The following is a 20459-nucleotide window of genomic DNA, read 5'->3' as shown; positions in this document are numbered from 1 at the left end:
GTCCTGGACGGGAGCGGGGGTCTCGGCCACGTGCGTCAATCTACCGGCGCCGCCACCGGATCCTCGGTTGGACCCCACGCCGCGACCGCACCGGAGAAGTACAGGGGTGTAGTTCACTGGGATCCCTGTTACTGGAGTGAATGGTGTGGTTATGGTGGCCGGGTCCTGCCCCCGAGACCGCCGTCCCCGGCGTGGAGCCGTGATGCCACCCCTGCCCCGACGCGTCGGCCGCGTGCTGACCGCGACGCTCACCGCGACCCTCCTGGTCGGCGGCCTCCTCGCCGCGGGCCCCGCCCGTGCCGGCAACGTCGCCACGCCGGGGGACTTCACCGGCTACGGCTTCGACCAGTGCCTGGCGCCGTCGCAGAAGGCGATGGACCGCTGGCTGAACTACTCCCCGTTCCTGGCCGTCGGGATCTACATCTCCGGCGACTCCCGCGGATGCCGGACCCAGCCCAACCTCACCCGCGCCTGGGTGCGCACCCAGCTGGCCAAGGGCTGGCGGCTGCTCCCGATCACGCTGGGCCCGCAGGCCTCCTGCCACCCCGGCTTCCCGCGGTACGGCGACGACGAGACCATCGACCCGCGGCGCGGCGCGAAGGGCACGTACCCGCGGGCGCGCGCCCAGGGGGCCGCGGAGGCCGGCAAGAGCGTCACCGCAGCCGGGGCGCTGGGCCTCGTCGCCGGCAGCACCCTGTGGTACGACCTGGAGGGGTTCGACGCCACGAACACCGCCTGCCGGGAGTCGGCCCTGCGGTTCCTCAGCGCCTGGACCCGGCGGCTGCACGCCCTGGGCTACGTCTCCGGCGTCTACTCCAGCGCGGGGTCGGGGATCAAGGTGCTCGACGACGCCCGCGTGGAGCGACCGGGGGCCTTCGAGCTCCCCGACCGCATCTGGATCGCCCGCTGGGACGGCGTGGCCAGCACCTCGACGTCCTACATCCGGCCCGACGGCTGGCTGCCGGGAGGGCGGATGAAGCAGTACCAGGGCGGTCACGACGAGGTCTGGGGGGGCGTGCGCATCAACATCGACCGCAACTGGCTCGATCTCGGCAAGGGCTCGGTTGCGCCGCCCGAGACCCACTGCGACGGGACCCGGGTCAGCTTCGGGCTCTACCAGCCCCTCGCGCCGGGCAGCCAGCGGCGGGCCAAGGTCAAGGCACTCAAGTGCCTGCTGCAGGAGAAGATCGGGTACGCCGGCGGAATCGACGGCACGTACGGCGCCGGGCTGGTCGCAGCCGTCAACCGCTGGCAGTCCGCGCACGGGCTGCCGGTCGAGGAGGGCTGGTCGACGACCGCCTGGATGACGCTGCTGGCCGACGGGGGCCGGCCGGTGCTCAAGGTCGGTTCAGCAGGTGGCGACGTACGCCGCCTGCAGCGGGCGCTGAACGCCTCATCGCTCGCCCGGCTGGCCGTGGACGGGGTCTTCGGCACGTCGACGCTCACCGCGCTGCGCACCTGGCAGCGGGCTGCCGGCCTCGAGGTGACCGGGGTGCTCTCCGCGCGCCAGTGGCTCGCCCTGCAGGCGGGCCGTGGCGCGTGATCAGGCCAGGGCCGCCACCAGGCTGGTGAAGAAGCCCAGCCCGTCGGTGCCCGGCCCGCACAGGTCCTCGACGGCGTGCTCGGGGTGCGGCATCAGCCCGACCACGTTGCCGCGGTCGTTGCAGATCCCGGCGATGTCGTGCAGCGAGCCGTTCGGGTTGACCTCGAGGTAGCGGGCGACCACCCGGCCCTCCCCCTCGAGCCGGTCCAGGGTCGGCTGGTCCGCGACGTAGGCGCCCTCGCCGTTCTTGAGCACGACGGTGATCTCGGCCCCCTGGTCGTAGGCGGAGGTCCACGGCGTGCGGTTGTTCTCGATCCGCACCCGCTGGTCGCGGCAGACGAACTTGCGGTGGTCGTTGCGGATCAGCGCACCCGGGAGCAGGTGGGACTCGCACAGGATCTGGAATCCGTTGCAGATGCCGAGAACCGGCAGCCCGCGTCCGGCCTCCTCGACCACCCGGCCCATCACCGGGGCGAACCGGGAGATGGCGCCGCACCGGAGGTAGTCGCCGTAGGAGAACCCGCCCGGCAGGACCACCGCGTCGACACCGCGCAGGTCGGCGTCGCCGTGCCAGAGGGCGACCGCGTCGTGCCCGCCCCGGACCACGGCCCGGGCGGCGTCGACGTCGTCGAGCGAGCCCGGGAAGGTGACCACCCCGATCCTCACGGCCGGCCCTCCTGGTGGGCCAGCTCCGCCACGGTCTGGTCGGCGACGTGCACCTCGAAGTCCTCGATCACCGGGTTGGACAGCAGCAGCTCGGCCATCGTGCGGACCTGGTCGAGCCGCGCCTCGTCGGCCTCCCCCTCGATCTCCAGCTCGAAGCGCTTGCCCTGGCGGACGTCGACGACCCCCTCGAAGCCCAGCCGGGGCAGCGCGCCGAGGACCGCCTTGCCCTGCGGGTCGAGGATCTCGCGCTTGGGCATCACGTCGACGACATAGCGGGCCATGGCGCTCAGTCTAGGGGTGAGGCGGCGCCCGGCCTGGGCAGGTCGGGCACACTGGACCCATGGCGAGCCCCACCCCGAGCCCCGGACGACGGTCCCTGCAGAACATGCAGCTGGAGTACCCGCAGTCGCTGGCCGTCTACGGGACGTACGCCGAGGCGCAACGCACCGTGGACTACCTGGCCGACCACGAGTTCCCCGTCGAGAACTGCCTGATCGTCGGCACCGACCTCAAGCAGCTGGAGCGGATCACCGGCCGGCTGACCTGGAGCAAGATCGCGCTCGGCGGCGCGCTCACCGGGCTGTGGCTGGGCATGTTCGTCGGGCTGGTCTTCGCGATGTTCAGCACCGAGTCCTCGATGGGCATGGTGGTGTCGACCGCGCTGTTCGGCGTCGCCTTCGGGATCATCTGGGCGGTCGCCGGGTTCGCCGCCACCCGGGGCCAGCGGGACTTCTCCTCGGTGAGCACCGTGGTGGCGACCAAGTACGAGGTGCTCGTCGAGCACCGGTACGCCCAGAGCGCCCGGGACCTGCTGGTCGGACTGCCCGGGGCGCTGCCCGACCCGTTCGCTCCCTAGAGCCGGCCGGAGCGCCCCGGGCGGGCCGCTGCTCAGCTGAGCTCGCGCTTGAGGATCTTCCCGGTGGCGGTCATCGGGAGCGTCTCCACGAAGGTCACGATGCGGGGGTACTTGTACGCCGCCATCTCGGCCCGCGCCCACGAGATGAGCTCGTCCTCGGTGACGGTCGCGCCGGGCTGACGGATCACGAACGCCTTGATCTCCTCGCCGTGGCTCTCGTGCGGAACGCCGATGACGGCCGCCAGCGAGACCTCCGGGTGCGACATCAGGGCCTCCTCGACCTCCCGGGGGTACACGTTGTAGCCACCGCGGATGATCATGTCCTTGGACCGGTCCACGATGTAGTAGAAGCCGTCCTCGTCGCGCCGCGCCAGGTCTCCGGTGCGGAACCAGCCGTTGCGCATCGCCTCGGCTGTGGCGTCGGGCCGGTTCAGGTACCCCGTCATCACGTTGTGCCCGCGGATCGCGATCTCGCCGATCACGTCGTGCCCCTCGACGGTGTTCCACTCCGGGTCGATCAGCTTCAGCTCGACCCCCCAGATCGGGACCCCGATCGACCCGGGCCGCGGGTCGCGGTCGGGGTCGGAGAAGGTAGCCACCGGGGAGGTCTCCGAGAGGCCGTAGCCCTCGAGGATCTGCACGCCGAGCCGGGACTTGACCTCCTTGATGATCTCCACGGGCAGGCTGGCGCCACCGGACACGCCGACCCGCAGGTTGCCGGCGATCTTCTCCACGTCGGCGCCCTCGAGCGCGCCGAGCAGCCCCCACCACATGGTGGGCACGCCGGCGAACGCGGTGATCTCCTCGTCCTGCATCAGGCCGACCGCCTGCTGCGGGTCGAAGCGCGGCACCAGGTAGAGGGTGGCCGCCATCGAGAACCCGGAGTTCATCTGCACCGTCGATCCGAAGGAGTGGAACAGCGGGAGCGTGACCAGGTGCTTGTCGGTCGCCGGCTCGGAGCGGAACAGCTGGTTGCAGGTCAGCGCGTTCATCATCAGGTTGCTGTGGGAGAGCTGGGCCCCCTTGGCGCGGCCCGTGGTGCCGCTGGTGTAGAGGATCACCGCGGTATCGGTCTCCATCCGCGGCACCGGCTCGAACTCCGGGGACTGCGCACCGATCGCCTCGACCAGGGTCGTGACCCCGTGGATCGGTGACGCGGCGCCCAGCTCCGCGGTGATGATCACGAAGAGCTCGCACCCCGGGGTGTCCTGGAACCCGGCGTACCCCTGCTGTCCCATCGGCAGGTCGGGGGTGCCCTCGAAGCAGATGTAGGCCTTCGCGCCGGAGTCGGCCAGGTAGTAGGCGTTCTCGCGGTGCTTGTTGAGCACGTTGAGGGGGACCACGACCGCGCCGGCCTTGAGGATCCCGTAGTAGGCGATGGGGAAGTAGGGCAGGTTCGGGCAGGTCAGCGCCACCCGGTCACCTGGCTGGATGCCCTGAGACACCAGGTAGTTGGCCACCTGGTTGGCCATGGCGTTCACCTGTGCGTAGGTGAGCCGCATGGCGCCCAGCACCAGGGCGTCGCGGGTGGGGTACTTGCGGGCGGAGTCCTCGAGCAGGATCGACAGGTTGTACATGACGCCAACCTAGAAGGTGAGGGGCCGGTGGCGCGAGGGGGGTGCCTCAGTCGCGGCGCTCGGCGAGGATCCGGTCGACGCGGCGCAGGTCGCTGCGCAGCGCGGCGGGGGCCAGCCGACCCGCCGCCTGAGCGGCGAGCCGCCAGGGCCCGGCGCCGTCGAGGGACACGCTGACCCGGACGTCGGTCTCCTCCCCCACCGCGACCAGGACGAGCGAAAGGTACGCCGTCAGGCCGCGCCAGCGGCCCTGCTCGGCCCAGGCGACGGGCGGGTCGTGGGTGACCACCTCCATCACCGGCCGCACTCCCGTCCAGGTGACGTCCCGCCACCGGGCGCCGACCCCCGTCATCAGGTCGGTGAGCGGCTCCACCCGCCGCAGGCTGGACTGCCACTGCGGCCGGGTGCGCGGGTCGGCGAGGTAGTCGAAGACGACCGGCGCCGGGTGGTGGAGGCGCACGGTGAGGGCGCGGGGCGCGGACGTCACAAGAACCGCTCCCCCGTGAGCCGCTCGTAGGCCTCGAGGTAGCGGCTCCTGGTGCGCTCGACGACCTCCGGCGGCAGCGGTGGCGGCGGGCCGCCCGCCGCACGGTCCCAGCCGGCCTCCGGCGAGAGCAGCCAGTTGCGCACGATCTGCTTGTCGAAGGACGGCTGGGCACGTCCCGGCCGCCAGTCGTCGGCGGGCCAGAACCGTGAGGAGTCGGGGGTCAGCACCTCGTCGGCGAGCACGATCGGGCCGTGGCGGCCGGGCCGGCCGAACTCCAGCTTGGTGTCGGCGAGGATGATCCCTCGGTCGCGCGCGACCCGCTCGGCGAGCGCGTAGACCTCCAGCGTGAGCCGGCGCAGGTCCGCGGCAGCCTGCTCGCCGACGGTGCCGACCACTGCCTCGTAGGACACGTTCTCGTCGTGCTCGCCCAGGGCGGCCTTGGTGGCCGGGGTGAAGATCGGCGCGGGCAGCCGCGACCCGTCCTCGAGCCCGTCGGGCAGCGCGATGCCGCACACCTGACCGGTCGCCCGGTAGTCCAGCAGCCCGGAGCCGGTGAGGTAGCCGCGCGCCACGCACTCCACCGGGAGCATCTCCAGCGCCTCGCAGATGACGGCCCGGCCGCGCACCTGCGCCGGAACGTCGAGGGAGACCACGTGGTTGGCGACCACGGGCGCCAGCTGCGCGAACCACCACAGCGACATCCGGGTGAGGATCTCGCCCTTGCCGGGGATGGTGGAGTCCAGGACGTGGTCGAAGGCCGAGATCCGGTCGCTGGCGACCATCAGCAGCCGCCCGGCGTACTCCCCCTCCTCGATCCGGTAGAGGTCTCGCACCTTCCCGGAGTGCAGGTGGGTGGTCCCCTCGATCGCGGGCGCGTCGGGGATGTTGAGCTCCGCCATGCCGGGAACACTATCGCCGACCCTCCCCCGCTCCCGCGGTGGCGAGGCGTGGCAAGGTGGGCCTGTGCCTGAGTCAGCCGAGGAGGTCTACGCCCGCGTGGTCGCCACGGTCGGGGAGGGCGGGCGGCTGCCGATGCCGCAGGTGGAGACCTGGGACGTGTTCCCCTGGGAGGTCGTCGACGGTGCGCTGGTCCCGCGGGTGCTGCGGCCGCCGGAGGAGCAGGAGCCGGCGCGGGTGGGCGCAGGCGGCCGGGACTGCTTCAACTGCGCCGGCGACGGCTCCGCGATCCGGGTGTGGGAGAACGACCGCTGGAAGGTGACCCATCCGGCGAAGCCCGGTGGGCTGCCGCTGGTGCTGTGGCTCGCGAGCAAGGAGCACCTGGACTTCCCGGACATGGACGACGCCCTCGCCGCTGAGTACGGGCGGATCAGCACCCGGCTGTGCCGGATCGTGGAACGGCTGCCCCACATCGGCCGGGTGCACGTGTGCCGCTGGGGCGACGGCTCGGAGCACCTGCACGTGTGGTTCATCGCGCGCACCGCCCGGCTCACCCAGATCATGGGGTCGATGGCCGTCGAGTGGGAGCAGATGCTGCCGCCGGTCCCCGAGGAGGTGTGGCGCGCCGACATCCGCACCGTGGCGGCCAAGTTGGCGAACCACGACGGGTGGGCGCTGGTCTAGAGGATCGCGCCCGGGGAGTACGCCGCGGCCTCGGGGTGCCGGGCCGCGACCTCGGCCACCCGGCGTACCACCTCCTGGGTCTGCGCCACCGCGGCGCCGGTGAAGGTGATCGGCGCGGCGACCAGGGAGTCGATCTGGGCGCGGGTCAGCCCGAGCCGGGGGTCGGCGGCCAGCGTGGTGAAGAGGTCGTTGTCGGCCCGGCCCTGGCGCATCGCCAGCGCCGCACCCACGGCGGCCTCCTTGATCGCCTCGTGCGCGGTCTCCCGGCCCACCCCGTTGCGGACCGCGGCCATCAGCACCTTCGTGGTCGCCAGGAACGGCAGGTACCGGTCGAGCTCACGCTGGATCACGGCCGGGAACGCGCCGAACTCGTCGAGCACCGTCAAGAAGGTCTGGAAGAGGCCGTCGGCGGCGAAGAACGCGTCGGGAAGGGCCACCCGGCGGACCACCGAGCAGCTCACGTCGCCCTCGTTCCACTGGTCGCCGGCCAGCTCGCCCACCATGGAGAGGTAGCCGCGCAGGACCACGGCCAGGCCGTTGATCCGCTCGCAGGAACGGGTGTTCATCTTGTGCGGCATCGCCGAGGAGCCCACCTGGCCCTCCTTGAACCCCTCGGTCACCAGCTCGTGCCCGGCCATCAGCCGGATGGTCGTGGCCAGGTTGGAGGGTGCGGCCGCCAGCTGCACCAGGGCCGAGAGGACGTCGAAGTCCAGGCTGCGCGGGTAGACCTGGCCGACGCTGGTGAGGGTCCGCTCGAACCCCAGGTGCTCGGCGACCCGGCGCTCGAGCTCGGCCAGGCCGGCCTCGTCGCCGTCGAGCAGGTCGAGCATGTCCTGGGCGGTGCCCATCGGCCCCTTGATCCCCCGCAGCGGGTAGCGGGCCAGCAGCTCCTCGAGGCGCCGCAGCGCTTCCAGCAGCTCGTCTGCCGCGGTGGCGAACCGCTTGCCCAGCGTGGTGGCCTGGGCGGCCACGTTGTGGGAGCGCCCCGCCATCACCGTGGTCTCGTGCTCGGCCGCCAGCCGGGCGAGCCGGGCGAGCGTGGCGACCGCCCGGTTGCGGAGGAGGGCGAGCGACTGGCGGACCTGCAGCTGCTCGACGTTCTCTGTCAGGTCGCGGGAGGTCATCCCCTTGTGGATGTGCTGGTGCCCGGCGAGCTCGCAGAACTCCTCGATGCGGGCCTTGACGTCGTGCCGGGTGACGCGCTCGCGGCGGGCGATGCCGGCGAGGTCCACCACGTGCACGACGCTCTCGTAGGCCTCGATGACGCCGTCCGGCACGTCGACGCCGAGGTCGCGCTGGGCGGTCAGCACGGCGATCCAGAGCCGTCGTTCCAGGACCACCTTGTGCTCGGGGGACCAGACCTCCGCGAGGTCGGGCGCGGCGTACCGGGTGGCCAGGACGTTGGGGACGGTCACGGGGGAGATGCTACGGCGCCGCGTCACGGAGGGAGCGCCGGAGGCGCGGCGCTGGGACAGCAGCTCCGGCGGCTCTAGTCGATGGCCTCTCCGGCGAGCGCCTTCGCACCCAGCCGCTCCTCCTCGCTGACCTGCCAGACCTCGCGGGCGGCGTGCAGCGCGAGCAGGATGATGAAGCAGCCGAGGATCAGGTCGGGCCAGCCCGAGTCCGTCCGAAGCGTCACCAGGGCCATGACGATGATCGCGGCGTTGACCAGCACGTCGTTGCGCGCCGACAGGAACGCCGCCCTGCTGAGCGAACCCCCGGCGTGACGCACCCTGGCGAGCAGCAGCGCGCTCGTCCCGTTGACCGCGATCGCGCCCAGCGAGGCCAGCACCACCGGCACGACGTCCGGCGCGACCGGCTCGGAGAACCGTCGGATCGCCTCCCAGCCCGCCACGGCCGCAGGACCCAGGATGACCACAGCCATCGCCTTCCCCATCGCCGCCCGCCGGGCCAGTGGCCAGCCGAGCGCGATGAAGATCAGCAGGTTGACGGCCGTGTCCTCGAGGAAGTCGACGCTGTCGGCCAGCAGCGAGATCGAGCCGGCCGCGAGCGCGACCGTGAACTCGACGAAGAAGTAGGACAGGTTCAGGAGCGCCACTGCGAGGACGGTGCGACGCAGCCGGCCCGCGTCGAGCAGCTCCTCGTGCTGTGACGCGCCGCCCAGCCCGTCCTCTCGGTCCATGACGGCGCAACCTATCCGAGGCTGCCGTCCGGGCGTCGTACCCCCACTGCCGCGGGGTTGTGGTCGCTCAGGACCCCCGAAACGGGCCGTTTGACGACAACAACCCCGCGGCAGACGGGTTCGGGCGACAGGTGCCCCAGGACACCCCGGGTCAGCCGCGCGACGCCTCGAGGGCGATGTCGGTGCGCCACTGGGCGCCCGGGAAGCTGATCGAGTGGACGCCCTCGTAGGCCTTGGCCCGCGCGTCGGCGAGGTCGGCCCCGACGGCGGTGACGGCGAGCACCCGGCCGCCGGCGGTCACCAGCCGCCCCTCGGCGTCACGGGCGGTCCCGGCGTGCAGCACGTGGACGTCGGTCTCCACCGACAGGGTCTCCGTGCCGACGATCACGTCGCCGGAGGAGGGGCTCTCCGGGTAGCCCTTGCTGGCCATCACCACCGCGACGGCGGAGCCGGGGCGCCACGTCGGCGGGGGTACGTCGGACAACGTGCCGGTGGCGGCGGCGTGCAGCAGCGGGGCGAGCGGCGAGGCCAGCAGCGCCATCAGGGGCTGCGTCTCCGGGTCGCCGAAGCGGGCGTTGAACTCCACGACGCGCAGCCCCCGCGAGGTGAGGGCGAGCCCGGCGTACAGCAGCCCTGCGAACGGCGTCCCGCGCCGGGCCATCTCGTCGACCGTGGGTTGAAGGACGGTGGCCAGCACGTCGTCGACGAGACCGGGCGGGGCCCACGGCAGCGGGGTGTAGGCCCCCATCCCACCGGTGTTGGGGCCCTCGTCGCCGTCGAAGATGCGCTTGAAGTCCTGGGCCGGCTGGAGCGGGTACACCGTCGACCCGTCACAGATGGCGAACAGCGACACCTCCGGACCGTCGAGGTACTCCTCGACCACCACCCGCTCGCAGGCGGCGGCGTGCGCGAGCGCGCCCTCGAGGTCGTCGGTCACCACCACCCCCTTGCCCGCGGCGAGCCCGTCGTCCTTGACGACGTACGGCGACCCGAGCTCCGCCAGTGCCGCCGCGGCCTCCTCGGGGGTCGTGCACACCCGGGCGCGGGCCGTCGGGACGCCGGCGGCCCGCATCACCTCCTTGGCGAACGCCTTCGAGCCCTCCAGCCGGGCCGCCGCTCGGCTCGGCCCGAAGCAGGCGACGCCCGCTGCCCGGACGTCGTCGGCCACGCCGGCGACCAGCGGCGCCTCGGGACCCACCACCACGAGGTCCACGCCGAGCCGCCTGGCCAGGGCGGCCACCGCGGCACCGTCCAGCGGGTCGACCGGGTGCAGGGTCGCGACCTCGGCGATGCCGGGGTTCCCAGGGGCCGCGTGCACCTCGCTCACCGCCGGATCCCTGCTCAGCGCCCACGCCAATGCGTGCTCGCGCCCGCCCGTCCCGATCACCAGGGTCCTCACGGGGGGTGATCGTAGTCGTGGCGCACCCGACCGCCGGGCGCGAGGCCAGGTAGGGCCGCTCGCCGGTCAGCCCCGCCGGGCGCGCTCCTCGTACGCCGCGCGGGCGGCCGGGTCGGCACCGGTCAGCACCGAGTCGGACCGGAACGCCCGGGCCAGCGTGGCCTGGACGGGCCGCGGGAGCACGCTCACCCCCCGTTGCAGGCCCTGGGTCCAGCGGGGCACCCACATCTCCGGCCGTGGGCTGCGGATCGTCGCCTCGATCACCTCGGCGACGTCCTCCGGCTCGACCTGCCTGACGAACCGCGCCTGCGGGACGCCGGCGGCCAGCTCGGTGCGGACCACCGTGGGCAGCACCAGCGAGACGTCCACGCCGTACGGGCGCAGCTCCTCCCGCATCGCCTCGCTGAACCCGACCACCGCGAACTTCGAGGCCGAGTACGTCGCGCCGTGCGCCGTGGCCAGGCGACCGACCGCCGAGGCGATGTTGACGAGCTGCCCCCGGCGTCGTTCGACCATCCCCGGCGCGAACGCCTTGGTGCCGAGGATCACGCCGTAGACGTTGACCTCGAAGATCCTGCGGGTGACCTCGTCGGGCTCCTCGACCAGCGGACCCAACGGCATGATCCCGGCGTTGTTCACCAGCACGTCCACGGCACCGGCCTCTCCGGCGAACGACTCCCACGACCCGGCGCTGGTGACGTCGAGCGGCAGCGCCACCACCCCGAGCTCGGCGCCGACCTGGGTGGCCAGCTCGAGGTCCCGGTCCCCGATCACGACGTGGGCACCGGCCTGGGCGAGCCGGGCGGCCGTCGCCCTCCCGATCCCGCGGGCGCCTCCCGTGACGGCGACGCGCATCCCTCGCAGCTCGGTCATCGGACCGCCTCTCATCAGGGTGTGTGGCGGGCACACCCTAACCGCCGCGGCCTCACCCGTGGACGACCAGCGTCTGCTCACGCCCGGGTCCGACCCCGACCCCCCAGATCCGCGCGCCGGACATCGCCTCGAGAGCCTCCACGTAGCGGCGCGCGTTCTTGGGGAGGTCGGCGAAGCTGCGGACGCCGGAGATGTCCTCGCCCCAGCCCTCGAGGTACTCGTAGACCGGGGTGGCGTGGTGGAACTCGGTCTGGGTCATCGGCATCTCGTCGTGGCGGACGCCGCCGATCTCGTAGGCCACGCAGACCGGGATGCGCTCCCAGTGCGACAGCACGTCGAGCTTGGTGAGGAAGAAGTCGGTCAGGCCGTTGACCCGGGTCGCGTAGCGGGCGATCACCGCGTCGTACCACCCGCAGCGCCGGTTCCGCCCCGTCGAGACGCCGACCTCGCCGCCGATCTCCCACAGCCTCTCCCCGTCGGTGTCCAGCAGCTCGGTGGGGAACGGTCCCGACCCGACCCGGGTCGTGTAGGCCTTGATGACGCCGATGACACGGTCGATCCGGGTAGGCCCGACACCGGCGCCCGTGCACACCCCGCCGGCGACCGGGTTGGAGGAGGTCACGAACGGGTAGGTGCCGTGGTCGACGTCCAGCATCGTCGCCTGGGCCCCCTCGAACAGCACGGTCCTGCCCTCGTCGAGGGCCCGGTTGAGCAGCAGCGAGGTGTCGGCGACCATCGGCCGCAGCCGGTCGGCGTACGAGAGCAGCTCCTCGACGACGCTCGCCGGGTCGACCGCCCGGCGGTTGTAGACCTTCGTGAGGAGGTGGTTCTTCAGGTCCACGGCGGCCTCGACCTTCTGCCGCAGGATGCCCTCGTCGAACAGGTCCGCGACGCGGATGCCGACACGGTTGATCTTGTCGCTGTACGCGGGGCCGATGCCGCGGCCGGTCGTGCCGATCCGGTTCCTGCCCAAGAACCGCTCGGTGACCCGGTCGATGGTCGAGTGGTACGACGCGATCACGTGCGCGTTGGCCGAGACCACCAGCCGTGGCTCCGGCACGCCGCGCGCGACGAGCGCGTCGAGCTCGCCGAAGAGCGCCTCGGGGGAGACCACGACGCCGTTCGCGATCACCGAGGTGCAGCCCGGGGTGAGGATCCCCGACGGCAGCAGGTGGGTGGCGAACCGCTCGCCGCCGACCACGATCGTGTGCCCGGCGTTGTGGCCGCCGGAGGTTCGCACCACGTAGTCGATGGTGTCGGTCGTCGCCAGCAGGTCGGTCGCCTTGCCCTTGCCCTCGTCACCCCACTGGGCGCCCAGCACCACGATCGCGGGCATCCCTGCCCTCCTCACCTACGACACAGCCCCGGCGCAAGGCACCGGGGCTCTTGCGGCAGCACGCTACCAAACCAGGCACCCGGCGCCGGACGGCTTGGGTAGTGTCCGAACCGTGGAGCCACTCCTCGTGATCGCCAACAGGGACGCCGGGACCGCCGAGAGCGAGTCGCTCGCGCGTGCCCTGGAGGTCCTGCGCACCGCGGCCTCCGTGGAGGTGGCGGTGACCTCGAACCCCGGCGAGCTCGACGGGGTGCTGCACCGGGCGGGCCCCCGCCGGATCGTGGTCGCCGGCGGTGACGGCAGCCTGCACGCGGTGGTCTCGGCGCTCTACCGCCGCCACGAGCTCGCGGACGCCGTCCTCGGGCTCCTCCCGCTGGGCACCGGCAACGACTTCGCCCGCACCATGGACATCCCCCTGGACGTCGAGGCGGCGGCCGAGGCCGTGCTGGGGGGGACGGTCCGCCCCGTCGACCTGATCGTCGACGAGCGGGGCCACGTGGTCGTCAACCACGTGCACGTGGGGGCCGGCGCCGATGCCGCGGTCCACGGGGCGGGGTGGAAGGAGCGGCTCGGCTCGGTCGGGGTCGGCGGGCTGAACCTGGGTCGCCTGGGCTACCCGATCGGTGCGGCACGGGCGGCGCTGCGCCCGCGCTCGCTCCGGCTGCGGGTGGAGGTCGACGGCGAGGTGGTCAACGACCTCACCCACCCCGTGCTGATGGTGGCGATCGGCAACGGCGCCAGCGTCGGCGGCGGCACCGAGCTCACGCCGGGGGCCGACCCGGAGGACGGCCGGCTGGACGTGATGGTGTCGCGGCCGAACGGAGCGCTCGCGCGGGCGGCGTACGCCCTCACCCTGCTGCGCGGACGGCACGAGGGGCGCGACGACGTGCTCCGGGTGCGCGGGCGGCAGGTGTCGGTCACCGGTGAACCGTTCCACTGCTCCGCCGACGGCGAGATCGACGGGCCCGAGCGGACGCGCACCTGGCGCCTCGAGCCCGGCGCCTACTCGATGGTGCTGCCCTGAGCAAGGGTCTGGTGCCGCGGCCGGACGAAGAACATCACCGCCACCAGCCCGACCACCGCGATCGCGGGCGCGAGCAGCATCGCCTCGGACATCGCGCGGCTGAAGGCGTCCACCACCTGCGGTGGCAGCCCCTCGCCCCCGGAGCCTTCGGAGGGTGAGAACACCAGACCGTTCGCAGCCAGCCGGGAGTCCATGAGTACGGCGATCGCCGCCGCTCCCAGCACCGCACCCACCTGGCGGGTCTCGTTGTAGACCCCGGCTCCGGCCCCGGCCTGGTGCATCGGCAGGTTCCGGTTGGCGGTCGCGGAGTTCGGGGCCCAGATGAAGGCGCTGCCGACGCCGAGCAGGGTGAGCGGCAGCACCAGCTCCCACAGCGGCGAGTCCGGAGTCATCACCGTGGCCAGCCAGACGAGGGAGACCAGCAGGCAGGTGAACCCCGTCCCGGTGAGCAGCCGGGGGTGCACCCGGTCGGTCAGGTGTCCCACCCAGCGGGCCAGGAGCAGCGACGGGAGCGCGATCGGTGCCAGCAGCAGCGCGCTCTGGGTGGGGGTGAGGCCCCGCACCAGCTGGGTGTACAGCATGAGCGGGAAGGTGAAGGCGGTGATCGTGAACGCGATGACGAGGATCGCCACGTTGGCGACCGAGAAGTTCCGGTCGCCGAACAGCCCGAGCGGGACCAGGGGCTCGCGGGGGTTCAGCCACTGCCAGATCCAGAACAGCGCCAGCAGGACCAGTCCGCCTACGATCAGCTCCGGCACGGTCAGCCCGGGCGTGATCTCGCCCCAGTCGTACTGGTGCCCCTCCTGGAGACCGAAGACCAGCAGGAGCATGCCCAGGCCGCTGAGCACGACTCCCAGCCAGTCGAACCGGTGCGGGTGGGTGGCCAACCGAGGGACCAGCCGCGCGGCGAGCACGAACCCGATCACCCCGACCGGCACGTTGACGAAGAAGATCCACTCCCATCCCAGGGAGTCGATCAGCAGCCCGCCGAGGATCGGGCCGACCAGCGTCGCCAGCCCCGCCGTGGCGCCCCAGAGCGCCATCGCCTGCCCGCGCCGCTCGGCCGGGAAGATCCGGGTGATGATCGCCATCGTCTGGGGCGACATCAGCGCGGCGCCCAGCCCCTGGACCACCCGGGCCAGGACCAGCCAGCCGATGGTGTGGGTCAGCCCGCACCACAGCGAGGCCGCGGTGAACACCGCGAGCCCGACCAGGTAGAGCCGCTTCTGGCCGAACCGGTCCCCCAGCCGCCCGGTGATGAGCAGCGGGACCGCGTAGGCCAGCAGGTAGGCGCTGGTCACCCAGACCACCGCGTTGACCTCGGCGCTGAGGTCCCGGATCAGCACCGGGGTCGCCACGGTGACGATGGTCGAGTCGACCAGGATCATGAAGAAGCCGAGGCACAGGGCGAACAGCGCCGGCCAGGGTCGCTGGTGCTCCGGCGGTGCCTCCACCTGCGCGGTCATCCCGGTCATGACTCTCCAGAACACCTCTCCGGCCCCGTGTGTTCCGGCCGGGCCGCGGACCCGCGTGGCAGGCTGGTCCGCATGAGCCACGTCGACCTGATGGCCGGGCCGCCTCCGACGCTGCTGCCCGTGGATCCTGCCTCCGCCGAGCTCGGCTCGGGCCAGCCGCCCACCGGCGTCGTACGCCGCCACCCCGCGTCGCCGGCGGCCTGGGCCGCGCTCGCCGACCAGGCCCGCCGGGAGGACGCCGACGAGGTCACCGTGTACGCCTACGCACGGGTCGGGTACCACCGCAGCCTGGACCTGCTGCGTCGCACCGGCTGGAAGGGGCACGGCCCGTTCCCGTGGGAGCACGAGCCGAACCGCGGCTTCCTGCGCTGCCTGGCCACGCTGGCGCTCTCCGCACGGGCGATCGGCGAGACCGACGAGTGGGAGCGCTGCTCGGCGTTCCTGCGCGAGTCCAGCCCTGCGGCGTACGACGCCCTGCTGCGCTGAGCGCCCGGGGGCGCCGCGACGCTCAGACCCCGAGGGAGTGGCCGGTGGAGCGCAGGTTCTCGCAGGCCTCGACCACGCGGGCCGCCATGCCCGCCTCGCCCGCCTTGCCCCAGGCGCGGGGGTCGTAGACCTTCTTGTTGCCGACCTCGCCGTCGACCTTGAGGACGCCGTCGTAGTTGCGCAGCATGTGGTCGGCCACCGGGCGGGTGTAGGCGTACTGCGTGTCGGTGTCGACGTTCATCTTCACCACGCCGTAGTCCACCGCCGCGGAGATCTCCTCCGGCAGCGAGCCCGACCCGCCGTGGAAGACCAGGTCGAACGGCTTGGCGCCGGCCGCCAGGGCGAGCTTCTCGACGACGGCGTCCTGGGCGGCCTTGAGGATCTCGGGGCGCAGCTTGACGTTGCCGGGCTTGTAGACGCCGTGGACGTTGCCGAAGGTCAGCGCCGTCATGTACCGGCCCTTCTCGCCGACGCCCAGCGCGGCGACCGTGGCCAGCGCGTCCTCGGGGGTGGTGTAGAGCTTCTCGTCGATGGCACCGACGATGCCGTCCTCCTCGCCGCCGACCACGCCGACCTCGATCTCGAGGATGATGTGCGCGGCCGCGCACTTGGCCAGCAGCTCCTCGGCGATCTGGAGGTTCTCGGCGAGCGGCACGGCGGACCCGTCCCACATGTGGGACTGGAACAGCGGGGCCTTCCCGCTCTTGACCCGCTCGGCGGACAGGTCGATCAGCGGCCGGACGAACCCGTCGAGCTTCGGCTTCGGGCAGTGGTCGGTGTGCAGGGCGATGTGCACGGGGTAGGCCTTGGCGACCTCCTCGGCGTACGCCGCGAACGCGACCGACCCGGTGACCATGTTCTTGACCGCGGGCCCGGAGAGGTACTCCGCGCCGCCCGTCGAGATCTGGATGATGCCGTCCGAGCCCGCGTCCGCGAAGCCCTTCAGGGCGGCGTTCAGGGTCTGCGAGGACGAGACGTTGATGGCCGGGAACGCGAAGGCGTTCGCCTTGGCCGTGTCGAGCATCTGGGCGTAGATCTCAGGGGTGGCGATGGGCATTCCGATGACTCCTCGACTCCGGTGTGTGGCCGGTCGTGAAGGTCGCGGCCACCGACTGCCCCCACCCTAGTGGCTCTCGCTGCGCACGCCGTACGAGGAGGTCCGGCCCCTCCGGGGGCCGGTGGCTCAGCCCCGCCAGGCGCGGTCGCCGGACAGGTCGGCGTACGTCCGGATCCACGCGTGCATCGCGATCGCCGCGGCGGCCGAGGCGTTGATCGAGCGGGTGGAGCCGAACTGGGCGATGGAGAACGTGCCGTCGCACACCTCGCGGGCGGCGGCCGAGAGGCCCGGGCCCTCCTGGCCGAAGAGGAAGCACACCCGCCGTGGCACCGCCATCGTCTCCAGGTGCGCCGAGCCGGGCAGGTTGTCGATGCCGAGCAGGCGTACGCCGCGGTCGTGAAGGTAGGCCGCGAGGTCCGCGGCGCTGGCGTGGTGGACGAGGTGCTGGTAGCGGTCGGTGACCATCGCGCCGCGGCGGTTCCACCGTCGGTTGCCGACGATGTGGACCTCCGCGGCGAGGAACGCGTTCGCGGTGCGCACGACCGTGCCGATGTTGAAGTCGTGCTGCCAGTTCTCGATGGCCACGTGGAAGTCGTGCCGGCGCAGGTCGAGGTCGGCCCGGATCGCCTCCAGGCTCCAGTAGCGGTAGCGGTCGACCACGTTGCGCCGGTCGCCGTGGGCGAGCAGCTGCGCGTCGTACCGCTCCCCGGTGGGCCACTCGCCCTCCCAGGGGCCCACCCCCACCTCCGCCGGACCGTGCGGCATCGGGTCGTACGGCGCCCGCTCCTCGTCCACGCCCGGATAGTACGGTCCCGACGCGGGGTCCCGACGGGGGGTCGACCCCGGACCGGGACCGTACTATCCCGGTTGCCGACTCCGGCTAGGGTTGCGCCCGTGAGCCTGACCCTCCTGCCGCACCTCTGGCTGTTCGGCATGGACTGGATGGATCCCTACTGGCTGCTGGACCGGTTCGGCACCGAGCTGTTCTGGATCAGCCTGATCATCATCTTCATCGAGTGCGGGCTGCTCTTCCCGTTCCTGCCCGGGGACACGCTGCTGTTCGCGCTGGGGCTGTTCATCGCGACCGGAGAGCTCAACCTGCTGCCAGGTGGCCCGTACGTCGAGCTGCTGGCAGCCCTGGTCGCACTCACCACTGCCGCGTTCCTCGGCAACGTGAGCGGCTACGAGATCGGCCGGGCGATCGGGCCTCCGTTGCACCGGCACGAGGGCCGCATCGTCAAGCAGAAGTACTTCGACAAGACCGACGAGTTCTTCGACCGGCGCGGCAACCTGGCGCTGGTGCTCGGCCGGTTCGTGCCCTTCGTACGCACCTACGTCACGGTGGTCGCCGGGATCAGCCGGATGCACCGCGGGAAGTTCATGATGTGGAGCTTCCTCGGCGCGGTGCTCTGGGTGGCGTCGATCACCATGCTCGGGTTCTTCCTCGGCGCCACCTTCCCCTCCCTGGGCAAGAGCATCGACAAGGCCGTGATCCTCATCCTGGCCTTCTCGATCATCCCCGTGGCCTACGAGTGGTGGCGGCACCGCCGCGCTGCGGCCCGGGTCTGACCCTGGTCAGAGCCCTCGGGTCTCAGCCGGCGCGCGCCGCGTCCAGCTCGGCCTTGGTAAGAACCGCTCGGACCTCCAGACCCACGTCGGCGAGCGGGTTGCCCCCAGGGGACCGGTCGATGGCGCAGACAACGACCTCGACGACCGCCCCTGCCTCCCGCAGAGCCCGGGTGGCGTCGCGCACCGCCCCGCCCGTCGTGATCACGTCCTCCACGAGCGTGACCCGGCGCCCGGCCACGTCGGGGCCCTCCGCGAGCTTGCAGGTGCCGTACTCCTTGGCCCGTTTGCGCACGAACAGCGCGGGGAACCCGGTTCGCGCGCTGAGCAGGGTGGCGATCGGGACGCCGCCGAGCTCCAGGCCACCCAGCAGGTCGGTGCCGGGCGGCACCAGCCCCACCATCCGCGCGACCACGCGGGACAGCAGCGCCGGGTCGGCCTCGAAGAGGTACTTGTCGAAGTACTCGTTGGCCAGCTGGCCCGAGCGCAGTGTGAACTGGCCGGTCAGCCTGCAGCAGGCGTCGACGTCTCGGGCAAGGGTGGGGTCGGTCACGAGCGGCACCCTACCGAGCAGGCCACCACCTCCCGAGTCGGCACGCGCCCCGGGCAAACAGCCACGGGTCGGCGTTACGGTGGGGGACCATGAACGACAGGCGTCGCGGCCACCACGGGGTACCGGCAGCGCGGCTGCGTGGCATCGCGCCGACGATCTTCACCCGGATGTCGGCGCTCGCCGCACGCACCGGCGCGGTCAACCTCGGCCAGGGGTTCCCCGACACCGACGGCCCGCCGTCGGTCATCGCTCGGGCCGTCGCCGCGCTGCAAGGTGGCAGCAACCAGTACGCCCCCGGACCCGGACAGCCCGCCCTGCGCCGAGCGATCGCCCGCCACCAGCAGCGGCACTACGGGCTGGAGCTCGACCCGGAGACCCAGGTGGTCGTCACCACCGGCTGCACCGAGGCGATCGCGGCCGCCGTCCTGGGGCTGGTCGACCCCGGCGACGAGGTGGTCGTGCTCGAGCCCTACTACGACTCCTACGTGGCGATGCTCCAGATGGCAGGTGCGGTACGCCGGCCGGTGACGCTACGGGCACCCGACTTCCGGCTCGACCCGGCCGAGCTGAGGGCCGCGGTGACCCCACGCACCCGGTTCCTGCTCGTCAACAGCCCGCACAACCCCACCGGCACCGTGCTGACCCTCGCGGAGCGGACCGCGATCGCCGACCTCGCCCGCGAGCACGACCTGGTCGTGATCACCGACGAGGTGTACGAGCACCTCACCTTCGACGGCACCCCGCACATCCCCCTCGCCACCCTGCCCGGCATGGCCGAGCGCACCCTGACGCTGTCCAGCGCCGGGAAGTCCTACTCGTTCACCGGCTGGAAGATCGGCTGGGCCACGGGCCCGGCACACCTGGTGGGCGCCGTGCTGGCCGCCAAGCAGTGGCTGACCTTCACCTCCGGAGCGCCCCTGCAGCCTGCCGTCGCGCACGCACTCGAGCACGAGCCGGACTTCCCGGGGGCCCTCGCCCGGGACCTGCAGCGCCGCCGCGACCTCCTGTGCGCGGGCCTGGCAGGCGCCGGGTTGCCGACCCGCATCCCCGCCGGCACCTACTTCGCCCTCACCGACATCACGCATCTGGGCTGGCCGGACGGGGAGTCCTTCTGCCTGGAGCTGCCCGCGCGCGCGGGCGTGGTGGCCATCCCGGCCCAGTCGTTCTACGACGACCGGGAGGCCGGGCGGCAGCTGGTTCGGTGGGCGTTCTGCAAGGACGACGAGGTGCTCGAGGAGGGGGTGCGCCGGCTCGCCGGGGCCGACCTGACCTACCACGCCGAGGCCACCCGATGAGCTTCGAGGTGGCCGCCGACGCCTACGCCCGGTTCATGGGTCGGTGGTCCGAGCCGCTCGCCGCGGAGTTTCTGCCCTTCACCGGCGTCGGACCCGGAGACCGGGTGCTCGACGTCGGCTGCGGCCCGGGCACGCTGACGGCGCACCTCGCGGACCTGCTCGGCCCGGCTGCCGTTGCCGCGGTGGACCCCTCCGAGTCGTTCGTGGCCGCGGCCCGCGCCCGCCTCCCCGACGTGGACGTACGCCGTGGGACGGCCGAGGCCCTCCCGTACCCCGACGGCTCCTTCGACGCCACGCTCGCCCAGCTCGTCGTGCACTTCATGTCCGACCCGGTCGCCGGCCTGCGAGAGATGGGCCGCGTCGTGCGCCGCGGGGGCACCGTCGCCGCGTGCGTCTGGGACCATGCCGGGCACACCGGCCCGCTGGCGGTGTTCTGGGCCGCCGCCGCCCGGCTCGACCCGGACAGCCCCGGCGAGGCCACCCTGCCGGGCACCGCCGAGGGGCACCTGGCGCAGCTCGCCGAGCAGGCCGGCTTGGCCGGCGTC

Annotated in this window: 22 protein-coding genes; 8 read left to right on the top strand and 14 right to left on the bottom strand. The window is 72.5% G+C overall.

Going from position 1 to position 20459, the window contains the following annotated elements:
* Window positions 1-202: 202 nt before the first annotated feature.
* Window positions 203-1543, top strand: coding sequence for a glycoside hydrolase domain-containing protein (locus PLP61_RS02395; protein WP_324500001.1), 1341 nt, complete (start codon window positions 203-205; stop codon window positions 1541-1543).
* On the opposite strand, the gene purQ is transcribed toward PLP61_RS02395, so the two are convergent.
* Window positions 1544-2209, bottom strand: coding sequence for a phosphoribosylformylglycinamidine synthase subunit PurQ (gene purQ / locus PLP61_RS02390; RefSeq protein WP_324499999.1), 666 nt, complete (start codon window positions 2207-2209; stop codon window positions 1544-1546).
* Entirely contained in the window at window positions 2206-2490 is a 285-nt protein-coding gene (gene purS, locus PLP61_RS02385; protein ID WP_324499997.1) for a phosphoribosylformylglycinamidine synthase subunit PurS, read from the bottom strand. The genes purQ and purS overlap by 4 nt, the downstream gene beginning before the upstream one ends.
* A 59-nt stretch (window positions 2491-2549) precedes the next feature.
* Here purS and PLP61_RS02380 point away from each other — a divergent pair, with 59 nt between their 5' ends.
* Window positions 2550-3065 (top strand): YflT domain-containing protein, encoded by a 516-nt coding sequence (locus tag PLP61_RS02380; protein ID WP_324499995.1) that lies wholly within the window; start codon window positions 2550-2552, stop codon window positions 3063-3065.
* 32 nt (window positions 3066-3097) lie between these two features.
* Here PLP61_RS02380 and PLP61_RS02375 read toward each other — a convergent pair whose 3' ends face one another.
* From PLP61_RS02375 to PLP61_RS02365, 3 genes are read right to left on the bottom strand one after another with little or no spacing between them, the layout of a single operon-like run.
* Window positions 3098-4642, bottom strand: a complete 1545-nt coding sequence (locus tag PLP61_RS02375; protein ID WP_324499993.1) for a long-chain-fatty-acid--CoA ligase — start codon at window positions 4640-4642, stop codon at window positions 3098-3100.
* Window positions 4643-4688: 46 nt separating this feature from the next.
* On the bottom strand, window positions 4689-5126 hold the full coding sequence (locus tag PLP61_RS02370) for an SRPBCC family protein (protein WP_324499991.1): 438 nt from the start codon (window positions 5124-5126) through the stop codon (window positions 4689-4691).
* Window positions 5123-6025, bottom strand: a complete 903-nt coding sequence (locus PLP61_RS02365) for a phosphoribosylaminoimidazolesuccinocarboxamide synthase (protein ID WP_324499989.1) — start codon at window positions 6023-6025, stop codon at window positions 5123-5125. The genes PLP61_RS02370 and PLP61_RS02365 overlap by 4 nt, the downstream gene beginning before the upstream one ends.
* A 64-nt stretch (window positions 6026-6089) precedes the next feature.
* On the opposite strand from PLP61_RS02365, the gene PLP61_RS02360 reads away from it, so the two are divergent.
* Window positions 6090-6707 (top strand): HIT family protein, encoded by a 618-nt coding sequence (locus PLP61_RS02360; protein WP_324499987.1) that lies wholly within the window; start codon window positions 6090-6092, stop codon window positions 6705-6707.
* On the opposite strand, the gene purB is transcribed toward PLP61_RS02360, so the two are convergent.
* The 5 genes from purB to PLP61_RS02335 all read right to left on the bottom strand — a co-directional run bounded on the left by purB (window position 6704) and on the right by PLP61_RS02335 (window position 12458).
* Window positions 6704-8122: an adenylosuccinate lyase gene (purB, locus tag PLP61_RS02355; protein WP_324499985.1), complete on the bottom strand. Its 1419-nt coding sequence runs from the start codon at window positions 8120-8122 to the stop codon at window positions 6704-6706. The two genes, PLP61_RS02360 and purB, sit on opposite strands and share 4 nt — an antisense overlap.
* A gap of 74 nt (window positions 8123-8196) precedes the next feature.
* Window positions 8197-8850, bottom strand: coding sequence for a cation efflux transmembrane domain-containing protein (locus PLP61_RS02350; protein ID WP_324499983.1), 654 nt, complete (start codon window positions 8848-8850; stop codon window positions 8197-8199).
* Between the two features lie 151 nt (window positions 8851-9001).
* Complete coding sequence (gene purD / locus PLP61_RS02345) at window positions 9002-10249, bottom strand: phosphoribosylamine--glycine ligase (RefSeq protein ID WP_324499981.1); 1248 nt, start codon at window positions 10247-10249, stop codon at window positions 9002-9004.
* A 66-nt stretch (window positions 10250-10315) separates the two neighbouring features.
* A complete protein-coding gene (locus PLP61_RS02340) occupies window positions 10316-11122 on the bottom strand; it encodes an SDR family oxidoreductase (protein WP_324499979.1) in 807 nt (268 codons plus the stop codon).
* A 52-nt stretch (window positions 11123-11174) separates the two neighbouring features.
* Window positions 11175-12458, bottom strand: coding sequence for an adenylosuccinate synthase (locus tag PLP61_RS02335; RefSeq protein ID WP_324499977.1), 1284 nt, complete (start codon window positions 12456-12458; stop codon window positions 11175-11177).
* A gap of 112 nt (window positions 12459-12570) precedes the next feature.
* Here PLP61_RS02335 and PLP61_RS02330 point away from each other — a divergent pair, with 112 nt between their 5' ends.
* Window positions 12571-13482, top strand: coding sequence for a diacylglycerol/lipid kinase family protein (locus tag PLP61_RS02330; protein WP_324499975.1), 912 nt, complete (start codon window positions 12571-12573; stop codon window positions 13480-13482).
* Here the strand turns inward: PLP61_RS02330 and PLP61_RS02325 are convergent.
* Window positions 13461-14948: a DHA2 family efflux MFS transporter permease subunit gene (locus tag PLP61_RS02325; protein WP_324499973.1), complete on the bottom strand. Its 1488-nt coding sequence runs from the start codon at window positions 14946-14948 to the stop codon at window positions 13461-13463. The two genes, PLP61_RS02330 and PLP61_RS02325, sit on opposite strands and share 22 nt — an antisense overlap.
* 81 nt (window positions 14949-15029) lie before the next feature.
* Between PLP61_RS02325 and PLP61_RS02320 the strand changes: the two genes are divergently transcribed.
* Complete coding sequence (locus PLP61_RS02320) at window positions 15030-15443, top strand: DUF3151 domain-containing protein (protein ID WP_324499971.1); 414 nt, start codon at window positions 15030-15032, stop codon at window positions 15441-15443.
* A 22-nt stretch (window positions 15444-15465) separates the two neighbouring features.
* Here PLP61_RS02320 and fbaA read toward each other — a convergent pair whose 3' ends face one another.
* Window positions 15466-16500: a class II fructose-bisphosphate aldolase gene (gene fbaA / locus PLP61_RS02315; RefSeq protein ID WP_324499969.1), complete on the bottom strand. Its 1035-nt coding sequence runs from the start codon at window positions 16498-16500 to the stop codon at window positions 15466-15468.
* A 126-nt stretch (window positions 16501-16626) separates the two neighbouring features.
* Window positions 16627-17265 carry a TrmH family RNA methyltransferase gene (locus PLP61_RS02310; RefSeq protein WP_324500030.1) on the bottom strand — a complete coding sequence of 213 codons (639 nt, stop codon included), beginning with the start codon at window positions 17263-17265 and terminating at the stop codon, window positions 16627-16629.
* A gap of 129 nt (window positions 17266-17394) precedes the next feature.
* Here PLP61_RS02310 and PLP61_RS02305 point away from each other — a divergent pair, with 129 nt between their 5' ends.
* The gene (locus PLP61_RS02305; RefSeq protein ID WP_324499967.1) at window positions 17395-18069 is read left to right on the top strand and encodes a DedA family protein; all 675 of its coding nucleotides are present in this window, start codon (window positions 17395-17397) and stop codon (window positions 18067-18069) included.
* A gap of 22 nt (window positions 18070-18091) precedes the next feature.
* Here PLP61_RS02305 and pyrE read toward each other — a convergent pair whose 3' ends face one another.
* Window positions 18092-18619, bottom strand: a complete 528-nt coding sequence (pyrE, locus tag PLP61_RS02300; RefSeq protein ID WP_324499966.1) for an orotate phosphoribosyltransferase — start codon at window positions 18617-18619, stop codon at window positions 18092-18094.
* Between the two features lie 89 nt (window positions 18620-18708).
* Between pyrE and PLP61_RS02295 the strand changes: the two genes are divergently transcribed.
* Together PLP61_RS02295 and PLP61_RS02290 are read left to right on the top strand one after the other, a co-directional pair.
* Complete coding sequence (locus tag PLP61_RS02295) at window positions 18709-19914, top strand: pyridoxal phosphate-dependent aminotransferase (RefSeq protein WP_324499965.1); 1206 nt, start codon at window positions 18709-18711, stop codon at window positions 19912-19914.
* Window positions 19911-20459, top strand: a 549-nt coding sequence (locus PLP61_RS02290; RefSeq protein ID WP_324499963.1) for a class I SAM-dependent methyltransferase, incomplete at its 3' end; no start/stop codon positions are given. The genes PLP61_RS02295 and PLP61_RS02290, both read left to right, overlap by 4 nt.

The sequence above is a fragment of the Nocardioides sp. genome, from assembly GCF_035429765.1.
In the GTDB taxonomy this organism is placed as follows: Bacteria; Actinomycetota; Actinomycetes; order Propionibacteriales; family Nocardioidaceae; genus Nocardioides.
This window is presented reverse-complemented; position numbering and strand designations above follow the sequence as displayed.